Origin of the sequence: Caballeronia sp. LZ003 (genome assembly GCF_031451465.1) — a bacterium.
GTDB lineage: Bacteria > Pseudomonadota > Gammaproteobacteria > Burkholderiales > Burkholderiaceae > Caballeronia.
In genome coordinates this window covers 905,362-923,917 of record NZ_JARUXJ010000003.1, presented here as the reverse complement: position 1 = coordinate 923,917, position 18,556 = coordinate 905,362, and the positions used below count along the sequence as shown (strand labels likewise).

The window sequence follows — 18,556 nt, the reverse complement described above, 5'->3', positions numbered from 1 at the left end:
GTGCAGATGGAGCGCGACAATCGCCCTATCAAGTCAGCGCCCTCACGCACCAATCGGGGCGAAGAGGTGCGCCCGAAGATGCGCGCCAACAACACGCGCAAGCAACGCGAACTCAAGCAGATCGACCTGAACGCGATGATGCTCAGAAGTGCCGAAATGCGGGCAGCCTCGGTGGGGAAACTGTCTTCTTTGGAAGCAGGAACCGACCCCAAACCGGACATTTCAATTTAGCCGAATATCGGACATTTCAAATTGGCCTCGACATGCGTGTTGCGGCAGTATCCTAGTGTCGTGTTTGGGATGCGGCGGAATTCTTGGACTGCCTTATATCGTCAGCCCGAGGCTCGCCCGGTATTCAATCGGACTGAGTGCGCCAAGCGAGATCTCGATCCGCTTCTCGTGTACCAGCGAATGTACGAATCAACGGCCTCAATGAATTGATCGGTGCTGCGGTACAAGCAGGCGGCGCATAGCCTTCGCCCGACGCCCGGGCAAAGGCATAAGCGACCGATCTAACCCACCCCCTTAACCTCCATCAACCTCCCCCACTCATAATCGACGATATCCGGATGCATGGGAAACACGCCTGCACCCGGCGTGAAGGTCAACTCGCCGAAGAGGATTCGATCGTCCGGCGCGTAAAGATCTACCCGCACGTATTCGAAGCCTTCCGCAAGGCTAACGGCGACCGAGATCAACTCGTCAAAGCACTGCGGTCGCGGCGCCGCGACCTCACTACGCGGATAGTGGCCGATCGCAATATCGAGCCGGTTCCAGTTCCCGTCATACATGTCGCCACGTGGATGCTCGCCAAACCGGTCCGAAATGAGCGCGATGTAAATCGTGGGCTGGCTGTCTCTTCCGTTAAAAAAGCAATGGATCTTGATGTCAGCAGGAACGGCACCGCTGGAATCGAGTAAAAGCTCTTCAAAGAAAATGCGCGGCTTGATGGTCCGATAGTGACGCTCCCGCGCTATGCGATAGAAGTCGGTGATCAGCCATTCGCGCGCAAGCGCGTCGAGCTCCTCGAAGGACGTCTCGGCCTTGTCGCGAACTAGCTTGACGAAACCACTACCGTGATTCGCCTTCATCACAAAGCTTGTCGGCAGAGAATCGAACTCCTCGCGGGTGAACCTCTCTGGTGTGGCGATTATCTCGGTCAGGTATTGCTCACCGACCTTGCGCTGAACGTAGTCGCGCACGTTGAGCTTGTCCGCAAGGTCCGCATACCGGGGGTCCGGAAAAAGACACCGGTAAAGAATCTTCTCGTTGAACGTCTCGGGAGCGCGCACGTTGGGAAAACGTCCTACCTTGTGACGATGGTAGAGCATGAGATACGCGGTATCAGGGAGCCACCCCTTTGCACCGTTGAACAGTCTCCTCGGAAGCGACATCCCTCTCTCCTTAAGAATTTCTATGTAACGCTTGCTGTGATCCATCCATTCGAGCCCACAAGCCACTGCGTCACCTTACTCGGTGACCTCGTCTTGTGAATGCACGATCATGCAAGGAAGAACTCTCGAAACTTTCGATTGGTTGACGACAGTATGAACAGCTCGAATGCTCGACGTTGTGCGCTAACCAACAGACGTACGATCTGCGTTTTTAAGCACGACGTCCGGTCATTCTTTACTGGAAACGATATACGCGGCAGGGCAAAACGCCCGAAACAATTTCACCTATTTTGAGGATTCCCTTGCAATTCGTTGGCGGCCATCGAAGTGTTAGGTACACCACAAAAATTGGGATTTCTACCTAGGACCATAAGGCCTTAAGCCCAAGAAAGTCTCCTCATTCGTTTCTCTAAACGAGGGAAAACCGTGAAAATTGCGATTGTCCATGATTGGCTCGTGGTGTCTGGAGGCGCGGAAAAAGTTCTGCAGCAAATTATCGAGTGCTTTCCAGGCGCCGAGATTTACACCATCGTTGACTTTCTTAAAGACCGCGCTTGCGTCAAGGATTGCAAAGTACACCCGTCCTTCATTCAAAAAATGCCCTTTGCAAAAAAGCGCTACAGGTCTTATCTGGCGCTAATGCCTATAGCAATCGAACAGCTCGATCTTTCAAGCTACGATCTCATCATTTCCAGCTCTTACGCGGTTGCCAAGGGAGTAATTACCGGACCGGATCAGCTTCATGTCAGCTATGTTCACTCGCCGGTTCGTTATGCCTGGGACTTACAGCATCAATATCTCAACGAAGCGGGCCTGACCAAGGGGTTGAAGTCGGTCATGGCGCGGCTTTTGCTGCACTATATTCGCGTATGGGACGCACGCTCGACCAACGGCGTGGATTATCTGATCGCCAATTCGCACTTCATCGCGCGCCGTATCAGGAAGGCATACCAACGTGACTCGACTGTGATTTATCCTCCGGTCGATGTGCGTTCACTTCCCATGCGAACACAGAAAGATGACTTCTATTTAACCGCATCGCGACTTGTACCGTACAAGCGCATCGACCTTATCGTAAAGGCGTTTTCCCGCACGCCGGAGCGGCGTCTTGTCGTGATCGGGGACGGTCCCGACATGCAAAAGATTCGTGCGTCCGCAGGTCCGAACGTCGAGATCCTCGGCTATCAGTCATTCGAGGTCTTGCGTGACCACATGCAGCGCGCGCGCGCTTTCGTGTATGCGGCCGAGGAGGACTTCGGCATATCGATCATAGAAGCCCAAGCATGCGGCACGCCGGTCGTCACGTTCGGCAAAGGCGGCGCACTGGAGACGGTGATCGGCCTGCCACGCGAACGCCCCACAGGCCTCTTCTTCAAGGAGCCAACGTGTGAGTCGCTTATCGATGCCATCGAGCGCTTTGAGCGCAACGCGCATCTGTTCGATCCGCGCGCATGCCGCGAAAATGCCGAAAGATTTTCGACCGAAAAATTCAAGGCGTCGTTTTCGGCGTTCATCGAAGTCAGGCTTGCTCGTTTCCGTGCCGAAAAAGAAGTGGCTCCTGTGCCAAGTCGAAGCAATGTAGCGGTGACCGAGTCGCAAGTGTGACCGAACACCTCGGATGCGAAAAAGGCGTTGCGAGTAATCAACCCGCAACGCCTTTATCTTTTAGCGATTACTTCGGCTCAACCGTGGGCCGACCGATGGCCTCGTAGACAAAGCCCAGCTCCGCCATATTCTCGGGATCGAACAAGTTGCGCCCATCGAAGATTAACGGCTTCTTCAAACCAGCATGCAGCGCTGCGATATCGGGGCTCTTGAACGCTTTCCATTCGGTGACGATTACAAGCGCGTCGGCGTCCTTCACTCCTTCATACTGGTTGCTACAAAATTTAAGCCTTGCGCCGTACGAAGGGTCGTCTGCCAAGTCGAGCGCGAACACCCGTTGCGCCTCATCCGAAGAAACCGGATCGTATGCACGAACGGTCGCGCCTCGCTTGAGCAACTCGGCAATCAGCCTGCGGCTCGGTGCTTCGCGCATGTCGTCGGTGTTCGGCTTGAAGGCCAGCCCCCAAACCGCAAGTGTTTTCCCCGTCAGGTCCTCGCCAAGCCGCGCGCAGACCTTGCTGACAAGCACGTCCTTTTGCGCATGATTCACCGACTCCACCGAGTTCAGTATCTGCAGATCGCGGCCGTACTCATGCGCTGTTTGAATCAATGCACGCACGTCCTTAGGGAAACACGAGCCACCGTAGCCGCAACCCGCATAAAGAAAATCGTAGCCGATGCGCGGGTCCGATCCTATACCACGCCGCACTGCCTCGATGTCCGCGCCCACCATGTCGGCAAGATTCGCCAACTCGTTCATGAACGAGATACGCGTCGCAAGCATTGCATTAGCAGCGTACTTCGTGAATTCGGCGGAGCGCACGTCCATATACATCGTACGTTCGTGGTTTCGATTGAATGGCGCATAAAGACGCGTGAGCATGGCACGCGCGCGTTCGCCCGAGGTATCGGACGCGCAGCCAAGTACGATCCGGTCCGGGCGCATGAAGTCGACAACGGCTGCGCCTTCCTTCAGAAACTCAGGATTAGACACGACCGAGAATTGATGATTTACGCCCCTGGCATCAAGCGCTTTTCGCACGGTGTCAGTGACTCTATCTGCTGTGCCGACCGGAACGGTCGACTTGTCGACGATCGTCTTGAAACCTTGCGCGTACTTGCCAATCTGCTCGGCAGCCGCTAATACGTATTGAAGGTCTGCGGAACCATCTTCATCAGGTGGCGTACCTACGCAAATGAACTGTACGTCTCCGTGCTCTACCGCCTTGGCGACGCTCGTCGTGAAGCTGATTCGTCCTGCCTTCACGTTGCCCTGAATCAGCTCCTTGAGTCCTGGCTCGTGAATGGGAATGCCGCCCCGGTTAAGCAAATCAATTTTTTCTTGGTCGACATCCATGCAAAGAACGCTGTTGCCCACTTCGGCCAGGCATGCGCCTGTAACAAGGCCAACATAGCCCGTACCAACGACGGTTACTTTCATAAGCCCGCTCACAATAGAAAAGTTAAAAGGGACCGTCTAAGCGGCGCGACGGTCAAAAGGCCTTACTAACCACTTCTTGAGACGTCGAGCATGAAATCGACGGTATGCTGGCTAAAGCGACCAATGAGCATGAGCCGACGCTGTGCTTCTTGACCGCCGTATGTTTTTGTTGCAACGATGATTACGGCCAGGCCGCTAGGCGGCTTTGCCTCATCGGCTGGAACGCCACGCGTTTCGAAGTCGTCCGGCAATTCGACTCTCGTTGGCCACGCCCTCGCGAGTATCACGCGCTTTATTACCGATCCCGCTTCGTTCCGTATCTCGACCGGCATGGTTAGATCGTTGTCGGCGGTGTCCGTCGATGACGCAGCAAGATTGAGAATGAGCACACGGGCCATCACAGCATCTCCTGTTCGGTGTCTGAAGCTCGTTGATGCACCTGCTCTTTTGCAAGCGACAAGCTCATTCTCTTTACGGGGTCGTGATCGTCGCCGGTAGCAAGCGATTGAACTCCGCCTTGATAAGACCGTAGCATTCGCAAGCACGCGCTTCGAGCGCCTTGCGATCAAGAACGCGAATGCAGCCGCGCGTCTGATACACGACGCCGTGCGAGTGCAATCTTCCGACTGCTTCGGTGACGCCTTCGCGACGCACCCCCAGCAAGTCGGCGATGTGCTGCTGCGTGACGCGCAATTGATTCGATGAAGCCCGGTCGAGCCCGACCAGAAGCCATCGACAGAGTTGACTGCTTAGCGAGTGATACCGATTGCATGCCGCGTTCTGCGCGATCTGCGTGAAGAACGCATGGATATAAAGCATGGAAAGGCGATCAAGGAGCCGCGAGCGCTGCAAGTGTTCTCGCAGCAGATGCGCGTCCATGCGGTACGCGGTGCCGCTGCATTCCACTGTGACCATCGTGGGCATGGTGTCACCTTCCGTTAAAACGGGCACGCCAACCATGCCTTCACGCCCTACCGTTGCAATCTCGACCGAGCAATTGCCGTCCAACGCATGTGACAGCGAGATGACCGCGGACGCCGGAAAGTACACATGAAGAAACGAGTCATGTGCATTGCAAAGCACCTGTCCCGCTCGCAACTCGATGATCTCGAGATCGGGTGCGAGCGCCTGCCATTCTTCCAGTGGCAACGCTCGCAACAAATGATTTCCGTGCAGATCCGATTGAAGATTCAGCATAAACTCGCTCTCGTTTTTTTGGGGCGCGTAACAACACGCGCTCTAGAAGGTGAATCAGCTATTCGTTCGAATCTCGTAGCTTTCCGCTAGCGGGCACGGTGGAGGGGTTTGCGCCCATCGGATGACGATTCTTCCGGTCTTGGCGGAATTTCGACAACCTTTCCGATCGCTGCTCCAACTTGCTGAAAAGCGACATGAGAACGACCAAAAAAACAAATGTGCACAACACCCAGACAACTGAAGCCGCACGAGCGATGAGAGCGAAGAATGCGCGCGCTCGGTCGATGATCCACATAGACGACTCCGTGAACGAAGGTTCGTAGTCCAAATCCCTTCAAGTCGAGATTGGCCAACCGCGTGCCTCTGTAGGGAGACCGTCGGCATCTCGCACTGGCGGGACGGCGGACACACGGTGGAGCGTTCGCACCGACGCGTTGTCCAATAGGGCTGTTGACTTTCCGCATGATCGTCCTTAGACGAGCGGCGCCCTACTTTGCTCTAAAGATGTTGTCGAATGCTGCGTATCAGTCGAATGCACCTCCAGAGAACAGGTCCTAGGCCTACTAACTATCGTAGATTGCTTACGAGGTTCAATGTGGTCTAGGGCACCAAAGTCCAAAGCGCTCGAAATTTCAATGCTCACATTCCATCAAAACGAAAAAAGTCTTGTTCAACCAATGAGGAGTACGATAAAACGCGTGCCAGCTGCAAAGTGCTTTATGCGATCAAGTACTCAGGTATCAGGTGCCCAGTCAGCTAGCGGAAATCGGGTCTGCTTACAACAAAAAACAACAAATACGCTCTGCCGCATTCATCAGACTAATTGGCCGACGTGCTTGATCGAGCTACATGCTTTCCGTCTGATGAGTTTCGCGCAAACCTTTGCGCGAAAACGTTAGTTGGGACCACCAATTTTAAGATGTCAAGCACATGTAAGGATGAAGCCGATTTTATCAGGGGATTTCGCCAAGCGTATAGGTAAAGCGCGGAGTCATTAAAGAGTGAACGTACGATCTAAAAAGCGGCAACGTTTTTCAGTTTTGAAACAAAACGATTCTTAGTGCTTGCTTTTTTGTACGGCATGTACGTCAGTGTTTTCCCGCACAGAGCCAAATATAGCGGCAAGAAAAACTTCCTGTGTGTCTTCATCACACCAATGCGCGTGCACCACTGACGCCAACTGCACGTGTCGCTGGGCTGGGCTCCTCCATCTCGGACTATTTTGTCCGGGACTCGCCTTCCTCGTCGTTGAGCAATGGTTATCTTCCTCGGAGAGCTTTCCATGAAAGCAGTGCAATTTGCGCTGGAGCGAATTAGGAAGTCGATTAACACCGCTGATGCCTTGAACATGCGGTCGTCCGCCGTTCTCGTATCGGACTTACGGCTTTTGGTTGAAATAGCTGAGACGGCCGAATTGGAACGTCTGACAAATGCAGGTTCACAAATTCCCGTGGCCGAACGCTAAGCCTTCGTACCACACCGTAGCCGGTGCGCACCGGAATAATTCGCAGTATTGACGGGGGGTCCATGGGGTTTACCATTAATGGCAAATTTGCATCTCAACGCATCACAGGCGTGCAACGCGTTGCATTTGAATTGACGCGGGCGGTGCAGGCGCAGGCTTCGACTCCGAGCGATCTGCCGCTCGTGGTGCCACCCGACGCCAAAGACCTTGGACTAGCCAGCCGCAAAGGGCGTTTGCCGCAGCTGCTAAAGGGAAACCTGTGGGAGCAAGTCGTTTTACCGCTCGAATCGGCGCAGGACACACTGATCAGCTTGTGCAATACCGGGCCGTTGCTCAAACGTCGTCAACTGGTGATGATTCACGATATGGCGGTTTACGACGTCCCTCAAGCATTCTCGAAGAGGTTTTCTTTTTGGTACCGATTCAAGTTTTCAGTTCTCGCTAAGCAGACCCGACTGATTCTCACCGTATCGGACTTCTCGAAACGGCGCATTTGCCACCATCTAGGCTTAGCGGAATCGCATGTCGAGGTTATTCGTCCCGGCGCGGATCACATGGATCGCATAGAGCCTGATCCAGCTATTCTCACTCGTCTATCGCTTGAGAAAGGGAAATTCTGTGTTCTGGTCGGGAGCCTGGATCCTCGCAAGAATCTGCAGCGCGTGCTCGATGCTACGAAGCTGCTCGAAAAAAAATCCGACATCAAGTTCGTCGTGGCGGGAGGAGCAAATCCGCGTGTTTTCGCCGCACAAGACGTGCAGGGCGTCGCGCAATCAGATAAGGTAAGTTGGGCAGGTTTTGTATCGGACGGCGAATTGAAGGCGCTGTATGGAAGCGCTGCCTGCCTCGTTTTCCCATCTTTGTACGAGGGTTATGGACTTCCGCCGCTGGAGGCCATGCGCTGCGGGTGTCCGGTCATTACGTCTTCGGAAGCTTCGCTTCCCGAGGTCTGTGGCGACGCGGCCATGTACTGTGATCCGTTTTCAGCCACTGATATTGCTGCGAAGATCGAAGTGATGACCACACAACACGATGTCCGCGAGTGGCATCGTCAACGCGGATACGCGCGAGCCAACCAGTTCAGGTGGGACCGCGCTGCGTATGCGCTTGCGCAAATTCTCTATGGCGAACGCCACGAAAGTGCGCTTTACTTAAAGACGCAACCTACCAAGGATTAAATAAATACCGTAGTATTACAGATGACTTGCGGAACGCTTCCTGATCAGCGATAACACCAACTACTGCGGATGCCGTGAAAATACTCATCGCGAACACTTTGTATCATCCGGATTCCGTCGGCGGGGCAGAGATATCGACGCGACTCCTTGCAGAGGGTCTCGTCAAGGCCGGAATGGAAGTGTGCGTAGTTTGCGCTACAGGCGCCGGCGTGGATCGGATCAGCAGACTTAACGGCGTAAAGGTCTACCATCTTCGCTCGGTCAATGTTTATTGGCCGCACAAACCGAAGAAGCATTCGTCTGTCGTCAAGCTCATCTGGCACGCCATCGATCTGCACAACGTGATCATGTCGCGCAAGCTCAAGAATATCATTGCGCGGGAAAAGCCCGACATAGTCAACACGAGCAACCTTTCCTGCCTCTCAATTGACATCTGGCGCGTGGCTCGTAATGCCAACGTGCCTATAGTGCATACGGCTCGCGACTACTATCTCATGTGCCCGACGTCCACCATGTTTTCCGGTGCGAAACCTTGTGAGCGTCAATGCGGCATGTGCTCGTTGTATGCGGGACCGAAGCGTGCCGCATCCGCGAGTGTGGACGTGGCCGTCGGCGTAAGCAGATTTGTCTTGCAGAAGCACGTCGATAATGGCTTCTTCCCAAGCGCGATGCGCACCGAGGTCATCAGCAATTGTTATGTTCCGCTGGACGATGCTGTTCCCATGAAGCGCGTTTCAAAGTACGAGAGCGGCCCTGTACGGCTTGGCGTGCTCGGACGCGTTTCGCCGGAAAAAGGACTTGAGGTTTTGTTCGAGCAGCTTCTTGCGGATCATTCGCTCGAATGGACGCTTGCCATCGGTGGTAAGGGCGATGCGGAATATCTCGGGGAGCTGAAAGAGAACTATGCCGACCCGCGCGTCGAATTCCTGGGGCAAGTGAAGCCTGGCGAATTTCTGGAAGCCATCGACATTCTCATCGTGCCATCGAAATGGAATGAGCCCTTTGGACGCGTGACGGTCGAAGCTTATTCACACGGCGTGCCGGTCGTGGCTGCAAACACGGGTGGAATTCCGGAGGTAATCGAGCCGGGCTCCAACCTTCTCTTCGATATGGAGCAGCCGCACACGCTTATAGACAAACTCCGCGATGCCGTGAAGCTCCTGCAGGACACGTCATTGCACGACCGCTTGCGCCAATACGCCGAAGGTTTTAGCGTTGCCGCGATGGTCGATGCCTATATCGACGTCTATCAAACTGCGTTGACTAAGCCTGTTCTCAAGAACGTCGCTTAAAGCAACCCCATCGCACAATCTATCTCGCCGAGGCGGCGCCTGCCGCTTCATTCGGGAACGCCCTGCTTCAAAAAGAACGGAACTCGCTGCATATAGAGCGTTGTCGCCATGGCGATCGCGACGTATGCCTGCACCGTGAGAAGCGCTGTAGCGGCGCCTAGTTCCGCAAAGAACGTGGATAGAACGGTCAGAAGCGCAACGTTGAGAACCGCCGCGCCCAAAAGCACGCGTCCAAACTGCGACTTCATTCCAAGAGGCAGCATGGTCTGCACGCCAAAGACATCTGCAATACCTGACAGGAACGGCACGAACGCCATGAGACGCAATACGTCGACTGTAGGCTGATAGTGCGGACCGTAAAGCAATTTCACCGCCAACGGCGCGGCTGTAAAGATGGTCAAAGAGATCAACGCAACAACCGTCCCTTGGAACGCTAGCATTTTTCTCAAGAAGGAAAAAGCCGCATCGCGCGAATGATGCATGAGATAGCTGATGCGCGGATAAGCGGCGGTTTTGAGCGGGCTCATGATCCCTATGGCGGCGCGGATCAGCTTATCGCCCGCAGCGAAGTAGCCGGCGGCAACGTTCCCGGAGATAAGGGCTAACAGCACCGTGTTGCTCGACGCGCTGTATTCATTGATGGCTGTCGCGAGGAAGACGCTCCAGCCGTCCTTGAGAGACTTTGCAATCGAATCCAGCGATACGGAAACAAAGTCGAGCTCACGACGAAAGTAAAGGTACGTCATGATGGTCAGACCCGACATCAAAGGTACGAGCGAATTGACGCCCATTGCCCAGTAGATGTCGTCTCGACTGTGCACGAGCAAGTACATCGCGGGAACGCTCAGCACGCGACTCGCAAAGACAATGGCGCCGGTGATGCGCAAGTCTTCGATGCCCTGGAAATACCACGTCGGCGTGAGCATCGCGCCAACGGCAAGGCCAAAGCCTAGGAGGAGAAGTTCGCGATCTTGTGCAAGGCGGTCAAACACGAAAGACAGGGTCAGCAAGATGGTAAAGCCGCCAATCGTGACCACACCCTGCGCGCAAAGCGTCGACCAGAAGACTCGAGAGCGCTCTTCGCGATTAGCGCGGTTGACGGAGATTTGCGGCGTAGCAGTTAAGCCAAAGCCGTAGTTCGTCAAGACAATAAAATAATTAATGAAGGCCAGCGCAAACGCGAGGCGCCCGTACCCCTCCGGTGTAAGCACGCGGGTGAGCAGGGGAAGCGTGAGCAGTGGAACCGCGTAGGTCGATACCTGAAGAAGCAACAAAACCGCAAAATTCTTCCGGAACGAAGAAGCCATATATGTACTCGAGCGTGAAGGGTTTCACGTGTCGCATTCCAGTCACGGGCGAGCACACGCGATGAGTGCGGCAAACAGCGACAGACACAGCCGCGCTAAGCAGCGCTCGAAAAATCGCATGAAAGACCATTAAGTCCTTCAAACTATCGCACTGCGTCATTCGCAAAGGTGCGCTTAGCCGGTTAAGAACACAAGTTCGAAAAATTCAAGCCCTACTATGCGGGCTTACGGGCGGGGCTGCGGCGGTATAAATTTGTTCGTGTCGAAAGCTCGGTGAAAACACTTTGTCGTGTGCGAGACCGTACGATCAGAACGGCATCGAATGCAGTAGAACTTCATATCAACACGTCAATTCCTCGGCTACGCGAACGTTCGAAGTCGCCACCCGCCCGAAGCAGGCTGATCGAGCCCTTGGCTCGTCTGATCCGCCCTTGCCTGAACCTCTTCCGACACGAAAAAGCGCACCAAGATCGCGCTTCGACGGACCCGCATTACTTAGGCAAACTACGTTATGGAGCGCTGATGTCGTATCTTAAACTTGATCGTCGCACTTTCCTGGGCGCCTCTGCGTCCGCACTACTAGTGGCTCCCTTTCCACAAGACGCGCTGGCTACCACGACATACGTACGCCTCGAATGGGAGCAATTCAAGCTGACGCCACAATATGGATCGTTCATCAACGCTCTGCAGACCATGATGGCAAACAAGACGGCCAGCAGTCCCAATTCCTGGCTGTACTGGGCGAACGTGCATGCTAATTACTGTCCGCATAAGATGCCATATTTTTTGGCTTGGCATCGCGGATATCTTTATTACCTGGAGAAGCAGTTGCGGATCGTGTCCGGTGACAACGCTCTGACGCTGCCGTACTGGGATTGGTTTCACACACCAAGCATCCCACCAGAATTCACCGATTCAGCTAGCGGCAACCCGCTTTTCTGCCCGCGGCTAAACAACAATGTGTACTCGTCGCTGGACCTGTCGCCATTCGCCGCCACGACCGTGAATTTTCAGCGCGGGACCGCTAACTCCTTCGAGGAAAAATTCGAAACCGCGCCTCACAATCCGGTGCACAACCTGATCGGCAACGTCATGGCAACAATGCAATCGCCGCGCGATCCTATTTTTTACCTGCATCATGCAAACGTGGATCGCCTCTGGCATGCATGGGCCTTGCCTGATGGCAGAACCATGCCTGTTCCGACTGCAGCTTACTGGGCAGGCACGTTCACCTATGCAACGGGATTAACCATCAAAAAGTCCGACTGTTATTCGAACCGTCGCACGCTTGGCTACGATTACGCCAACACCAATCGCCCTACCGCGCTTCCGCCGCAGGCAAATGCAGCGCACATTATTCGCGTCCAGGCGCAAATCACACCGCTTCGCTCGCGCCCGGCACTCGTGAGCCTTGCCGCCACACCCGCACGCACGCTTGCCACCGGACGACGCGCAATAGGCGGCGTGAAAGGCTTGGCACTACGAGAAGCATCGGTCAGCGTTCGCGTAACGACGGAAGCGAGTTCGACGCAAGACCTTCAGGATTTACTATCCGCAACGTCGATTGCCTCGTCCACGGACGCTAAAAGCTCATCGGCAACGCAGGCGCTAGCCGTCCCTGCAAGTCGTTATCGGTCGGTCAAGATTGTCTTCGACGGACTCGCCTTGACGCGCGCAGGCGCTGCTGGCGGATACTTCTATAACGTCTATCTCAACTTGCCAGATAAGGTCGACGCCGAAACCGCCAAATCCACCTATTTTATTGGCACGCTCGGTCCATTCGAGATAGCCGGGGCTGCGCATCATGGCGACGTCGAGCTTGAATTTCCCGCAACCGAGGCGCTTGCCAAGATGGGCGCTGGCGCGACCCGAGAGTATGTCGTTTCCTTAGTGCGCGTGAACGGATCCGAGACGGCAAAAGGCGAGGTCATGACAGTAGGCGAAGTTCGCGTCGAATTAACCAACGACGCGCCGTTTATCGTTCAGCCCGCAGTCTCGCGCAAACCGGGCGATGCCTATTAAATGCTTATGAGGCGTCGTGTTTATCGTTCTATTTTTTTAGATGAAGACGCCTCACTTATCCCTTTTCGGGCCGGTTCAGAACCGCCTGGCATGCGTTTGCCGTATGCGCGCAAATTTTGTCAATGCAACTTGCGCGAAGCGCGCTTCCGTACGTGTGTGAGGAGGACCACATTTCCAAAAAACTCTCCCAAGGTAAATTAGGTTCAGCCTCTTCAAAGGCACGATAGGCGTTAAAGCCTGGCTCTGATGTGACATTTAGAGTTCTTTATTTCGAAGGTCACTAATTTGAAAGAAAGATCGTCTAAGACGCGGCGACCAACCAAGGTCAAACGTGTCTTCGTTTGCGCGGTTCCCCGTGCTTAGCCTCGTCTTGCGATTGATCGCCGCTCACGCGTAGCGCGTTTGTGATAGTGCGGCCCGGTTTTAACCGGGCATTCGTAAGCTTTCTATCCTGTTCCACGCTCCGGGAAATACACGTGAAAGACTCCGTCGCCACACATATGCCTGATTTTAGCCACGAGCGCGGCCAGTTATCTGTGCGCGCCATGTTGGCTCTCATGAGAGATCATTACAAGGAAATTCTCCTTGTGGCGCTTGGCGTCACATTGATCGCGGTCGCGTATGCATTTCTCGCCACGCCTCAATATCAGGGCGATGCGGTGGTCAGAGTCGATCCAACGGAGCCCAATGCGCTTGGCATCGCCCTGCAGAATCAGGATGCGCAAGTATTGATGAACCCGTCTCCTGGCGCCGAAATGGCGGTCATGACGAGCCGATCCGTGCTTCAGCCGGTCATCGAAAAATATCGATTCGATGTCGCCGTGATTCCGAAGCAAATCCCTATTATCGGGTCGCTCGCAAATAAATTGGCTACGCCGGGAAGGCCCGCGTCTCCTTGGCTTGGGCTCAGCTCATTCGCGTGGGGTGGCGAGCAACTGCAGGTTGCTTCGTTCGACGTGCCGCATGAACTGGAAGAAGAGAAATTCACTTTGACGGCAGGTGCTGATGGGCATTATCAGCTTTCGGGTCCCTCCGGCGAATTGCTCATTGCGGGCGTCGCTGGCAAGCCGGCCAGCGCCAACGGTGTATCGCTCGATATCAAGAAGATCGTCGCTCGCCCGGGTACCGACTTCACTTTGATCCGCTATAACTCGCGCGATGCCGTAGCGCGTTTCACCGACCTGCTGCAAGTGCAGGACATGGCTAAAGACACGGGCGTCATCGAATTTACATTCCTCGACAGCAACCCTTGGAAAGCGGCTCAAGTGACGAACTCACTTGTCGATCAGTACATTGCCACCGCGGTGGCCGCGAAGCAACGCTCGGACAGCGCCACGTTGGAGTTCATCAATCAGGAATTGCCGAGATTGAAGGCGGATCTCAAGCGCTCGGAACTGGCGCTCAACGAATACCGTTCCAAAGCCAAGGCATTGCAACCGACCGCAGAGTCGCAAGCGTATCTTCAAGGTGGCATCGAACTGCAAAAGCAATATGCAGCTTTGCAGATGGAGAGGACTCAGCTCCTGAATCGTTTCCAGCCGAGCAGCCGCTGGATAGTGAATATCGACGATCAGCTCAACGATCTCAAGCGCGCAATGTCGACGCTGGACACGCGCTTCTCCGAGATGCCGTCCTCCGAGCGCCAGAGCCTCGATCTTGAACGTGACGCCAAAGTTGCCGAAACGATTTACCTTGGAATGGTGCAGAAGTCGGAGCAGCTCTCCGTGCGGCGTGCGAGCTCGACAGGTGGCGCGCATATTGTCGACTACGCCATCACGCCTTTGCATCAGGTCAAACCTAATCGGCTTCTCGTGATTGGTGGCGGTGTGTTTGTCGGGCTCATCTTTGGCGTGTTCTCGGTCTTCATCCGCAAGCACGTCATGACTGGCGTGACTGACCCGTCATACATCGAAGAGCTTAGCGTACCGCTCATCGGTGCTGTCTATTTCAGCCAGCATCAGATGATGTATTCGAAGAGCGCTGCCCAACGGCTCGCCTTGCCTTCCGGCTCATCGAGAATTCCGGGCAAGCGTTCAACTGGCATTGCGGCGCCCTACCGGTCCAAACGTAGAAGCGCTGATCCGTTCCGTGACGATCATCTGGCGTTGCTTGCCGCGCAATACCCGCAAGACCCGGCGGTCGAAGCGATCAGAGAGGTGTGCTCGCCCCTACTCAATGACCTCAGTCATATCCCAAACAAAGTCATCTGTCTGACCGGACCGACACCAGGCGCTGGCAAGAGCTTTATCGCGGCTAATCTCGCGGCAGTGCTTGCGGAGATCGGTCATCGCGTGCTTCTCATCGATGGCGACATGCGTCGTGGACGTCTTGCATCGCTATTCGGTCAAGGCAACGCTGGCGGCCTACATGAAGTACTGCGCGGCGATCGTGATCTACACTCGGTCGTACGTTCTGTAGGCGTGGATGGCCTTTCATTCATGTCATGCGGATCGCGCGGCGCAAATCCGGCCATGCTCTTGATGAAGACATCGTTCGATGATGTATTGAGGGACTTGAGACCGCTCTTTGACGTGATCGTCATCGACACGCCACCGATGCTCGCGGTGGGCGACGCTTCTATCGTTGCAACCAAGGCCGACGCCACTTTACTCGTGCTGCGTTCGGGCTTGCAGAGTGAGAAGGAAATTTCGGAGACGGTCAAGAAGCTTGAGAGATCCGACGCGCGCGTGCTCGGCGCGGTCTTCAACGCTATTCCGATACGCCGTAGCGACAAGAGCTATAGCTACATCATGGCGGACACCGCGGCGGCGGCACAACCGGGCTAAGCAGCGAAGCACATCGCGTTTCTTCTTGCAGCGAATGCTAGCCGCCTTAGCGACTAGCATTCGTCGCTGCCTTGCGCGGCTTGCCCGCGGCATTACAGTCTCTTTGCCTGAATACCTTGACTAACGATCCTTCGATCCCAGAAAGCGCATTTTCCAAGCTATTTGAAAAGCGACGCACGCTTTTGCGACTGGCGTGCCTTAGCGCAGCGCCGGCGCTAAGCGTTCACGCGTTGAATTCACAAGCGCAAGGCAATTGTCCAGCCCTTAGCACCGGACCGCGACGCATTACGGACCTCATCGGCTCGAATGGTTTTCCTCAGACGCCTACCGACATCTGTATGTGGCGCGAAATGGGATTGACTTGGGGCCGTGACTCGGTGGGACCTGGTCAGCCGAATTCTTCAAGCGACGCGATGAACGTCTCGAAGACGAGTCCGGGTTTCGACGTGGACTTGTCGAGCTGCATTTTAAGGAACAATCAAAACGGCGTGCATACGCTGCTCTATCTTGGCTATACGCCGAAGTGGAACGCGAGCGTTGACGGCGATTCGAAATCCGCGCCTAAGGACGTGAGCTATTGGCAGAAATATGTCGAAGCGGCCGTTAGCAAGTACAGCGCGCCTCCGTACAACGTGAAGTATTTCCAGATCTGGAATGAAGCGGCCGGGCGCTTGTCGGGGGGATCGCCGCAGGCGACTTTCTGGCACGGATCGGGATATAACAAGGACCGTAAGCTCTCGTCCAGCTATGACAGCGCCATGCAGGACTATGTAGACAAGATCCATCTCCCGGCGGCAGCCATCATTAGGAAGTACAAAGGCTATGTTGTTTATGGCGGCTGGCCCGATCAAGGCGGCGTGGATTCGTACGTGAAGTGGCTCGAATATCGCAGCGGCACTTACCAGACTCGCATGATCGACAATGTCGATTATCTCGACACTCACTACATGAGCGTCAAGGATCTGGACAGCCTTTACTCGCGTTACGTGCAGCCTGGGACGGTCCGAGGCATCTGGCAGACGGAGATCGGCGACCGCTACATGATCGATCCACATTACCTGCCTCAGTATTTTTTTTCCTTCGCGGTATGGGCGCTTAAGCGCGGGTGGGACGATCCGAACAAATATGTCTCGATGATTTATCACTGGGACGGCTACGATCCATTCCGACTCACCAAGCGTGGCACGCCACGTACCTATAACGTCCCCGGCCGCACATTGATCGTTCTCTGCTCGACGCTTCGCGGCACGCTTTCGCCCTATACAGGCCAAGTCACGGCAAGCGACGACAAGAGTCCTCAGGCGCTGTACTCGGACAACGATCTGATCCTCCTGGTGGGCTCTTCCCCAGGACAATCGACCGTACAGTTGAGCGATGGTGGCAAGCTTGCAAGCGGCGGATTGGATGCATCGCTGGTAGATGCGGTTACCGGCGCCGTGTCGACGGCTCAGGTCGAAAAGCGTCAGGGCAGTCAGATCAACGTGAGCTTTTCTACGCCTGCCGCACTCGGCACCGGCGAAAAAAAGCATCTCAGCTATCTTGTTCTGCGGCGTAAGGCCTGAGCTCAAGCATTAAATCAAGGGGACTCAGCATGGTCTACATAACGCTGATTGCGTTGTTGCTGACAGTGACGAACTTCGTGCCGTTAAGCGCGATAGGATTTCTGCCGATCCTTCTTTACGGGTGGCGTTTCTTCGGACGCTCTTACCCTTCGTTCGTCACGCCGCTCGTGGCCTTTGCCGCGTTCGCGACGATATCGACCATATTTTATGATCCCGCTTCTCTCGTCGATTTCGAATTCTATCGTCGCGATGGCAACTTTTACATCTCTTACGCGCCGATACTCGCAGGCTTCTTATACACGCACGACCTCGATCTGAACAAGCTTCTACGCCGCTTCTATATCTTCGCGGTCTGCGTCAACGCTCCGCTTTACGCTTATTATCTGGCACACGCCGGACTGCTCTCGATTCTCAAGCATCCGAGCGATAGCTACGGGAGCTTGTTCATCGCACGAAATGCGGCGGGCGGCTTCCTTGCCATGCTGCTTTGCCTGGGCATTGCAAACTACATGCATAAACCCAGCAAGCCAATGCTTGCGCTCATGGGCGCGAACTTCTTGATGCTTTGGTCGACTTACAGCCGCGGCTCGTTGCTCGGCATCGTGATGATCGTGCCTTACATTGTGCTGGGTCGCAAACGCTGGGTGCTGGCGACCATGATCGCAGGGATGATCCTGGCGTCGCTAGCGGTGGCGCAGTGGCATACGTTACCGCACATCAATTACATGGGCTACACGTTCGCGATCAGCGATCCCGACGAGAAAGTGGCGAATCTTAACATCCGCTATGAATGGTTATGGCCTCGTGCGCTGGCGTACTTCGAGCAGAGTCCTATCGTGGGAATGGGCTTTGGATCGTTCGATGATCGAATAGCCTCATACATCAATTACTTTCACCTATTCGCCCAACCGCTGCGGATCACCACGCATCATAGCGACTCGCATGCGCACAACTCGTACCTCAACTTCCTCGCGGAACTCGGGATCGTTGGACTGGTGTTGATGTTGTCGTTCTACTGGAGACTGACGGGTTGGTGTCAGCGGAAGGCACAGGAATCGTTGCTCTTGAGAGGCTCGCGCGACTTCGTTGCACTTCGCTTCGTGGAGCTTTCTTCGGTCTGCCTGATGGTCATGGCGGCCACGGAACACCGCTTGACGTCGCCATCCAACGTGTTACCGCTGGCGCTTGTGCTGTCTCTCGTGGTGTCGTCTCGCGGACTTTCTATGCGCTTTCTTCGCTCGCGCACGGCGAGAGCGCCGGTCAGAAGCGCGCTCGCCGTCCGGCCGGAACCACAGTGAACTCGACCA

Annotated in this window: 13 protein-coding genes and 2 pseudogenes; 9 read left to right on the top strand and 6 right to left on the bottom strand. The window is 55.0% G+C overall.

Annotated elements, in window-relative coordinates:
• Positions 1–231 (top strand): annotated as a pseudogene (locus tag QCE79_RS21830) (hypothetical protein); the annotation flags it as partial.
• A 93-nt stretch (positions 232–324) separates the two neighbouring features.
• Here the strand turns inward: QCE79_RS21830 and QCE79_RS21825 are convergent.
• Positions 325–443, bottom strand: a pseudogene (locus QCE79_RS21825) (IS3 family transposase); the annotation flags it as partial.
• 69 nt (positions 444–512) lie between these two features.
• Positions 513–1,394, bottom strand: coding sequence for an ATP-grasp fold amidoligase family protein (locus QCE79_RS21820; RefSeq protein WP_309847876.1), 882 nt, complete (start codon positions 1,392–1,394; stop codon positions 513–515).
• Positions 1,395–1,820: 426 nt separating this feature from the next.
• On the opposite strand from QCE79_RS21820, the gene QCE79_RS21815 reads away from it, so the two are divergent.
• On the top strand, positions 1,821–2,999 hold the full coding sequence (locus QCE79_RS21815) for a glycosyltransferase family 4 protein (protein WP_250527296.1): 1,179 nt from the start codon (positions 1,821–1,823) through the stop codon (positions 2,997–2,999).
• Between the two features lie 67 nt (positions 3,000–3,066).
• Here QCE79_RS21815 and QCE79_RS21810 read toward each other — a convergent pair whose 3' ends face one another.
• From QCE79_RS21810 to QCE79_RS21800, 3 genes are all read right to left on the bottom strand, one after another.
• Complete coding sequence (locus QCE79_RS21810) at positions 3,067–4,440, bottom strand: UDP-glucose/GDP-mannose dehydrogenase family protein (protein ID WP_250495276.1); 1,374 nt, start codon at positions 4,438–4,440, stop codon at positions 3,067–3,069.
• Between the two features lie 65 nt (positions 4,441–4,505).
• Complete coding sequence (locus tag QCE79_RS21805; RefSeq protein ID WP_250468029.1) at positions 4,506–4,838, bottom strand: hypothetical protein; 333 nt, start codon at positions 4,836–4,838, stop codon at positions 4,506–4,508.
• A 73-nt stretch (positions 4,839–4,911) separates the two neighbouring features.
• Positions 4,912–5,637: a Crp/Fnr family transcriptional regulator gene (locus QCE79_RS21800; protein WP_244831387.1), complete on the bottom strand. Its 726-nt coding sequence runs from the start codon at positions 5,635–5,637 to the stop codon at positions 4,912–4,914.
• Between the two features lie 1,282 nt (positions 5,638–6,919).
• Between QCE79_RS21800 and QCE79_RS21795 the strand changes: the two genes are divergently transcribed.
• The 3 genes from QCE79_RS21795 (at position 6,920) to QCE79_RS21785 (ending at position 9,572) form a co-directional block, all read left to right on the top strand.
• Positions 6,920–7,102, top strand: a complete 183-nt coding sequence (locus tag QCE79_RS21795) for a hypothetical protein (RefSeq protein WP_309847869.1) — start codon at positions 6,920–6,922, stop codon at positions 7,100–7,102.
• Positions 7,103–7,164: 62 nt separating this feature from the next.
• On the top strand, positions 7,165–8,280 hold the full coding sequence (locus QCE79_RS21790; protein WP_309847867.1) for a glycosyltransferase family 1 protein: 1,116 nt from the start codon (positions 7,165–7,167) through the stop codon (positions 8,278–8,280).
• 74 nt (positions 8,281–8,354) lie between these two features.
• On the top strand, positions 8,355–9,572 hold the full coding sequence (locus QCE79_RS21785; protein ID WP_250527292.1) for a glycosyltransferase family 4 protein: 1,218 nt from the start codon (positions 8,355–8,357) through the stop codon (positions 9,570–9,572).
• 47 nt (positions 9,573–9,619) lie between these two features.
• Here the strand turns inward: QCE79_RS21785 and QCE79_RS21780 are convergent, their stop codons facing one another.
• Positions 9,620–10,879 (bottom strand): oligosaccharide flippase family protein, encoded by a 1,260-nt coding sequence (locus QCE79_RS21780; RefSeq protein WP_250468026.1) that lies wholly within the window; start codon positions 10,877–10,879, stop codon positions 9,620–9,622.
• A 522-nt stretch (positions 10,880–11,401) separates the two neighbouring features.
• Between QCE79_RS21780 and QCE79_RS21775 the strand changes: the two genes are divergently transcribed.
• From QCE79_RS21775 to QCE79_RS21760, 4 genes are all read left to right on the top strand, one after another.
• Positions 11,402–12,901, top strand: a complete 1,500-nt coding sequence (locus QCE79_RS21775) for a tyrosinase family protein (protein WP_309847862.1) — start codon at positions 11,402–11,404, stop codon at positions 12,899–12,901.
• 476 nt (positions 12,902–13,377) lie between these two features.
• Positions 13,378–15,687 carry a polysaccharide biosynthesis tyrosine autokinase gene (locus tag QCE79_RS21770; RefSeq protein ID WP_244831382.1) on the top strand — a complete coding sequence of 770 codons (2,310 nt, stop codon included), beginning with the start codon at positions 13,378–13,380 and terminating at the stop codon, positions 15,685–15,687.
• A gap of 71 nt (positions 15,688–15,758) precedes the next feature.
• Positions 15,759–17,249, top strand: coding sequence for a hypothetical protein (locus tag QCE79_RS21765; protein WP_309847860.1), 1,491 nt, complete (start codon positions 15,759–15,761; stop codon positions 17,247–17,249).
• Between the two features lie 29 nt (positions 17,250–17,278).
• Positions 17,279–18,547 carry an O-antigen ligase gene (locus tag QCE79_RS21760; RefSeq protein WP_244831380.1) on the top strand — a complete coding sequence of 423 codons (1,269 nt, stop codon included), beginning with the start codon at positions 17,279–17,281 and terminating at the stop codon, positions 18,545–18,547.
• Positions 18,548–18,556: the final 9 nt, after the last annotated feature.